The 6510-nt window shown below is 42.6% G+C and carries 7 protein-coding genes; 1 reads left to right on the forward strand and 6 read right to left on the reverse strand.

The genetic code is table 11. From position 1 onward, the window contains the following. Nucleotides 1–4: 4 nt before the first annotated feature. The 6 genes from H538_RS0113165 to eutS all read right to left on the reverse strand — a co-directional run bounded on the left by H538_RS0113165 (nt 5) and on the right by eutS (nt 5949). A complete protein-coding gene (locus tag H538_RS0113165; RefSeq protein ID WP_026678001.1) occupies nt 5–1366 on the reverse strand; it encodes an ethanolamine ammonia-lyase subunit EutB in 1362 nt (453 codons plus the stop codon). A gap of 14 nt (nt 1367–1380) precedes the next feature. Continuing rightward, nucleotides 1381–2793 carry an ethanolamine ammonia-lyase reactivating factor EutA gene (locus tag H538_RS0113170; protein ID WP_035350840.1) on the reverse strand — a complete coding sequence of 471 codons (1413 nt, stop codon included), beginning with the start codon at nt 2791–2793 and terminating at the stop codon, nt 1381–1383. Nucleotides 2794–2921: 128 nt separating this feature from the next. Then, nucleotides 2922–3521 carry an ANTAR domain-containing response regulator gene (locus H538_RS0113175; protein WP_026678003.1) on the reverse strand — a complete coding sequence of 200 codons (600 nt, stop codon included), beginning with the start codon at nt 3519–3521 and terminating at the stop codon, nt 2922–2924. Continuing rightward, nucleotides 3518–4960, reverse strand: coding sequence for a sensor histidine kinase (locus tag H538_RS0113180; RefSeq protein WP_026678004.1), 1443 nt, complete (start codon nt 4958–4960; stop codon nt 3518–3520). The genes H538_RS0113175 and H538_RS0113180 overlap by 4 nt, the downstream gene beginning before the upstream one ends. 132 nt (nt 4961–5092) lie before the next feature. After that, the gene (locus H538_RS0113185; RefSeq protein ID WP_026678005.1) at nt 5093–5596 is read right to left on the reverse strand and encodes a EutP/PduV family microcompartment system protein; all 504 of its coding nucleotides are present in this window, start codon (nt 5594–5596) and stop codon (nt 5093–5095) included. Nucleotides 5597–5607: 11 nt separating this feature from the next. Continuing rightward, the gene (gene eutS / locus H538_RS0113190) at nt 5608–5949 is read right to left on the reverse strand and encodes an ethanolamine utilization microcompartment protein EutS (protein ID WP_026678006.1); all 342 of its coding nucleotides are present in this window, start codon (nt 5947–5949) and stop codon (nt 5608–5610) included. A gap of 351 nt (nt 5950–6300) precedes the next feature. Between eutS and H538_RS0113200 the strand changes: the two genes are divergently transcribed. Beyond that, nucleotides 6301–6510: transposase (locus tag H538_RS0113200; RefSeq protein ID WP_026678007.1), on the forward strand; the 210-nt coding region annotated here is incomplete at its 3' end.

A 6510-nucleotide genomic window follows, 5' to 3' on the forward strand; every position in this document is an offset into this window, starting at 1 on the left:
CCTATCAAGAGAAAATCGTCAAATCGCCTGCAAACTTTGTTAATTTGCCACTTTCCATAATCCCCATTTCCTCCAGCCACTCTTCAAATAACGGGGAAGGCTTGCGGCTCATTGTTTGGCGCAATGTTGCGACATCATGGTAGCTCATCGATTGATAATTGAGCATGCAATCATCGCCCATTGGCGTCGCAATGATAAAATTGACGCCAGCCGCCGTCAAAAGGACGCCTAAATCTTCCATGTCATTTTGGTCCGCCCGAATATGGTTCGTGTAACAAATGTCCACTCCCATCGAAATGTCGTGCATCTTGCCCATAAAATGATCTTCAAGGCCAGCCCGGATGACTTGCTTGCTGTCATACAAATACTCGGGGCCGATAAAGCCGACAACGGTATTTAACATGTACGGATTATATCTTCTCGCAAATCCATAGTTTCTAGCTTCCAGTGTCACCTGGTCGATGCCAAAATGGGCTTCCGCCGAAAGCTCGGATCCTTGCCCGGTCTCGAAGTAAAGACGGTGCGGGCCCGATGATGTTCCATATTTATTGATCATGTCATTCGCCTCATCAATAAGCGCGGCGTCGATTCCAAATGATTTATTCGCTGCTTCCGTGCCTGCAATGCTCTGGAAAATCATATCCGCAGGCGCCCCTTGCTCAATTGCCTTCATTTGCGTCGTAACATGGGCGAGCACACAGTTTTGCGTTGGGATTTTCCACTTTTCGATAAAATCGTGAGTAGCGTGCAAAAGCCGCTTTACGCTTTCAACAGAATCGTCGACCGGATTAATGCCGACAACCGCATCTCCAATGCCGTAAGAAAGCCCTTCTTTTAATGAAGCGATCATCCCTTCTACGCTGTCGGTCGGGTGGTTCGGCTGCAATCTCGAGGCAAGCACTCCTTTTTGCCCGATTGGAATGTTGCAATGGGTGATCACTTCTAATTTATTAGCGGCATGGATAAGATCCAAATTGGACATTAATTTTGTCACAGCGGCGATCATTTCGCTGCTAAGACCGCGGCTAATCCGCTTCAACTCATTTCCCGTTGTATCGTCACTCAAAATGTATTCTCTTAGTTCCGCCACCGTCCACCCTTTCATAGATGAATAGATCGGTTCATTGATAAGTCCATCGATGATTCGTGAAACTTCATCTTCTTCAGGTGAAAGGAGCGGGTAGTTGCGGCTATCAGCGAGTGTAATATTGCTTAGCACTTGTTTAGCTGCAATTCTTTCCTGAACCGTTTCTGCGGCTATCCCTGCCAGCCGGTCGCCGGATTTCTCTTCATTTGCTTTTGCGAAAACTTCTTTTAAATCTTTAAATTGGTACACTTGACCAAGCAATTTTGTCGAAAGCTTCATGTCAATCACCTTTCTTATGAATGAAATGCAAGGGTCTTTACGACAACTGGAACGACCTCCGATTGCAACATATGACCGATATCTAAATAATCGCCGTTTTCAACCCGGATTTGATCGATGCAGATGATCTCCCTTCTGGACTTCAATGCTCCTAATGACTGCCCGAGGGCTTTCGCTATATCATTGGCCACGACAATGACCATCGGATGGTTATTTTGATGCTGGCGCTCTAGCCCGTTTAAAAGCCAGCGGGCCAGGGCTTGAACTTCGCTAAATCGCAAAACATTCAATCCGGTCAAGTAAAGTGCGAAATTATTTCCTTCCTGCTGAGGGTCATACAAGTTAATTGCATGGTCAATGGCATTGTTGATTTTGCTTTCCCCATCTTTCATCCCTTCCATTCTCACATGATAGACCGGCAGATTTTTTATCGGAAGCTTTGAAGGGTGTACGTGGATGGTTGCCCCGCTTATTTCCGTTGTTTGCGTACCTGCGCCGAGAACGGTAGCCCTTACCGTTTCCGCCGGTTCGATCCACTGCCATTGCCTAAGCCGTTCGCTCGCTCTTAGCCGCTTAGCAAGACGGGTTCCAATGTCATCGTATATGGCCCGGCTTTCTTGATGTTCCAATCGGTATAAACATTCACTTACTCCGCCTGAAAACATGATCGCTTCCACTGTTTCTCCCCATTGTGGGGCGTGCCCTAATAAAAGAGGATTTTCCTCTACTCGTTTCTTTCCGAGCAAAACATCACACAATGAATCTGCCATAAAATCGAGTATAGGACCCAGCCTTTCATCATTTTTTGGCCCCCCTACTTCAAGCGATAACCCGAGCTTTTTCGCAACTTGCTTTACCGAAGGTGCAACATATGAGATTCTTTCATTTTGAAACTCTATCAATCTCCCGCCGATATGAAGAGTGCATGTTCCTAATAGATTCCCCCGCTTGTATATGGCAATGTTAGCCGTCCCGCCGCCAATGTCGATATTGGCAATCACTTTGCCAGTTTCTATTGAATAGTCATAAGCCCCGGAACCTTTCGCCGCAATGACTCCTTCTAAGTCAGGCCCGGCTGTAGCTACGAGAAAATCCCCCGCCTTATCCGAAAGAAAATGGATGATGTCGCCCGCATTTTCTTTCGTCGCGCTTTCACCTGTAATGATGACCGCTCCCGTCTTTACTTCTTCTGGGACAATGCCCGCTTTTTGATATTCTTGTTGAACCAATTTATAAACAGCATCGATATTGATAAGATGCTTCTCGCCGATGAGCGGAGTTTTAAAAATAGGGCTTTTGTAAATGACGTCTTTATCGATAATTTCAATCCGGGGGACATGGGACGATCCCGCTGTATTGGTAAGAGTGAACCGGCTGATCACCATCTTTGTCGTACTTGTTCCAATATCAATTCCTGCGCTGATCATCGTCTCCTTCTTAGATTCCCTTATCAATTGATCACCCCCATTTCTAATTTCGCTAAAACGAGAAAAAGCCTAATAAAACAATCCATCAAAAGATTGCTTTATTAGGCTCCGTTGCCTGATGTATTCTTTTAGCAAGAAATCCTGGCGCTAAAGTCAAGTTGTTTATGCTTAATGACATAGTTGGCGACATCTTTCATGACCAACCGGTGGTTCATGCAATACGCCCGCAATTTTTTGTAGGCTTCTTCTTCCGTAAGATTGTATTGATCGATTAATATTCCTTTTGCCTTTTCAATAACTTTTCGATCTTCAATTTTTTGTTCCAGATTTTTAATGTTTCCTCTTAAATCATTCATTCTTTTTGTTTGCGCGAGAGCGATTTCCACAGCGGGAATCAGCTGTTTTTCCGTAATCGGCTTGACAAGGTAGCCGATGACGCCCGCGTTTTTGGATTGCTCGATGAATTCCGATTCGCTGTAGGCCGTCAGCAGCAAAATGGGGATATGATACGCTTTATCAATGATCTTTGATGCTTTTAGCCCATTCATTTTCGGCATTTTTACATCCATAATGATTAAGTCAGGTTGATTGAGAGCGGCAAGTTCAATGGCGAGTTCGCCGGTGTTGGCTTCCGCTACAACATCGTAGCCTGCTTCTGTCAGCATTTCTTTCAAATCCATGCGTAAAATGGATTCGTCATCTACGACCATGATTCTTGGTTTGCTCACGATTCTCCCTCCTCTTCTAAACAGAACTGCACCTTGGCTGTAGTTCCCCTGCCGCTATTCGGATAGATATCAAATGTTCCCGAAAGGTCAAATTGTGTCAGGTTCCTGACGATTTCAAGCCCTAATTGTTCTTTTTTATCATCAGGATTGAAGCCGACGCCATCATCTTTTACGCTAAGGGTAATCACTTCATTCTCTTTTTTCAGGCTGATGTCAATTTGCCCGCCATTGCCGTTTTTATAGCCATGTTTCACGCTATTTTGCAAGATTTCCGTGAAAATAAGGGCAAGCGAAACAGCTTGATTGGATTTTAATGTGATGGAGTCAAGAGCCATGACCATTTTAATCGGATTTTCTTCGAGCTCGGTATTGTAAATGAGCATCTTTGCAATTTTTTCGAGAATTTGCTTGATATCGACTTCTTCTATTCCGCTATATGATAAATATTCATGGACTGTTGCAATGCTCAATATCCGGTTGAGGCTTTCTTTATACAACGCCTTTGTCTCTTCCGGAACGCCTCTTCTCATTTGGAGACGAAGGAGGCTGGCAACAGTTTGCAAATTATTTTTTACTCGATGATGGATTTCTTTAATGACTGCCGACTTTACCACTAATTGGCGCTCCTTCTCACGCAGATCGGATATGTCCCTCAAATTGACTAGCAGCTTTCTCTCTGTTTCTTCCGATTGCAGGCCGATGATTCGCTTAATGTAAACTCTTCCACGATGGGTCACTTCCTGCTCGACAATTCCTTTTTGAAAATAGTCTTCTTTTTTGACAAACGGAAGTATTTCTTCAAGCCTCTTATTTTTGTAATTGAATGGTCCGCCTTCTTCATAATGCATTTGCAGTAAGCTGATCGCAAAATTATTTGCGTATAAAATTTCCCCATTTTCATTCAGCAAAAGAAGAGCTTCTTCGATGACATCGGGAATGGAGGGATCCCTTGATATCAAATCCCAAAATGTCCGGCTGAATTCCTCCGTCGTTTTTGATAAAAAAGCAATTTCCTTTTCATGTTTCACCTGAGTGGTAATATCTTTTTCAGAGATGAGCAATCCAATCGGTTTTCCCGAATGGTTCAGAATAGGCATTACATTCTGGTTGACGTGCACGCCTTCATGGGTCACCGCCCTGTTCACCATTTCAGGCTGGCCTGTCCGATAAGCTCTAAAAACGGCCGGTTCATATGTTTCGTAAATAAAGTTGCCGACGACAGGCTCCTTGTATAATCGCTTATCAGTAGTTGGAAAAGCTTCGGCTACGACTAGAGCCTTTTGGTTGTCTTTCACTATGCAATCAATAAACACATGAGATTGGGACAAGTCTGCAATGGTTTGCATCATCTTGCTTTTTTCAATAATTAGCCCGATTTCTTCATCGGCCAATGATGTATGCTGTTTGCAAAGTTCTTGAATTTCAAATGATTTGTCCATGCCGAAAGCCCCTTTTAACGCAGAAAGGCACCTTCAACACAGCACGAATCTACCGCTTGAAAGGCGCCTTTGCCTTATACGTATCCTTTTGTAATTTCAGAATACTTTATATTTTTATAAATGTAAAGGGTTTCATATAAATACCAATGTTTCATCATCACAATGACCGCTGTAGTATTGAAAAATTTCCTTCATGGAATTGCATTTTACGAGATTTGGAATGTGCCCGATTCCCTTTTTCGTGTAAGCTGAAGTGATGACAATTGGCCCTTTATTGATCGTTTGCTTGAGAAGCTTAATCGCCCTTGAGACATCGGCCCCTTCCTTGTCTTCTTTCGTAACGACTCCTATTGGCAATTTAGGGATGCCAGTAGCAAAACCCGGGGGAAAAATGGATTTAGCGGACGTCGCATCTTGCAAATAAATCGTATGGGTGACTTCAAGAGCTGTCGCCATAATGGATTTATAATATAAAGGGTTCTCTGCATACTCTCCCGGCGTATCGACGATCCAATCTAAAAATGTAAGGCTTTGCGTTTTTCTTGCTTCTCTTTCAATGCCTAACAGTGCATTCGTCAACGTAGATTTTCCGGCCCCGATAGCGCCTATAATCATGACGCGGTTCTTTTTTTCCATTTCTTCTCTCCTTATGATTTTGTAATCGTGGATGGCGTATAGCCAAGGTTTTCGGACAAAAACATATTGATTCGCTCCATAGCGAGCTCCACTTCGGATACACTTCCTACGATTACAAGACTTCCGGTAAACCGGTCTAAAAACCCTAACGACACACTCGCCGCTTTGGTGGCCAGATCGCCTGCAATAATGACCGTTTCGCTTGGCGTCAACGTCAAGATCCCGATCGCCCCCGACTCGATGATTCCAAGTTTATCAAACATGTCGGGATCAGGATTGGCAATAATATGGCTTAACGTCACTTGTTTTCCCGGCACAAACTCCTGAATAAAGCGCTTTTTTTCATCTGGCAATTTACAGTTCCTCCTTTTTCAACTCAGGTTCATACGAGTACGGAAAATAAAAATGGCAGTTTGGAAAATAAAATTAGTGTTTTGGAAAATAAAATCTGCAAATTAGAAAATAAATCCTGCTGTTTGGAAAATAAAATCTGCAATCTGGAAAACAAATCCTTTAGTTTGGAAAATAAAATCTGCATTTAGAAAATAACTCCTGCAGTTTGAAAAATAACTTATTGATTTCAGCCATTTTGAGAGGCCACTGAAAAAGTCCCCCGAAAAAAGTGTGATTCCCAAAATATATAAGGAAGTAACACTTTTTTTATGTAATAATTAACTTATCAAATTCTCGTGGGTGGTATAAAGATGATTCAAAAACAACAATCTATGGTTTTCAGTCCTTTTATGGGGATTTACGATTTGGTTATTCCTAAAGATCACTTATTACGAAAAATAAATGAGCTAGTTGATTTTTCCTTTGTTTACGAGGAATTGAAAGATAAATATTGTCATGATAACGGTCGAACTGCTATCGATCCGATCTGTATGTTTAAATATTTATTGTTAAAAAGTATT

This window comes from Fictibacillus gelatini DSM 15865 (genome assembly GCF_000430745.1).
Taxonomy (GTDB): domain Bacteria; phylum Bacillota; class Bacilli; order Bacillales; family Fictibacillaceae; genus Fictibacillus_A; species Fictibacillus_A gelatini.

Bases quoted from the DNA above. Each gene is read 5' to 3' on its own strand.
- H538_RS0113165 (WP_026678001.1), bottom strand. From the start codon at position 1,366: ATGAAGCTTTCGACAAAATTGCTTGGTCAAGTGTACCAATTTAAAGAT.
- H538_RS0113170 (WP_035350840.1), bottom strand. From the start codon at position 2,793: ATGATCAGCGCAGGAATTGATATTGGAACAAGTACGACAAAGATGGTG.
- H538_RS0113180 (WP_026678004.1), bottom strand. From the start codon at position 4,960: ATGGACAAATCATTTGAAATTCAAGAACTTTGCAAACAGCATACATCA.
- H538_RS0113185 (WP_026678005.1), bottom strand. From the start codon at position 5,596: ATGGAAAAAAAGAACCGCGTCATGATTATAGGCGCTATCGGGGCCGGA.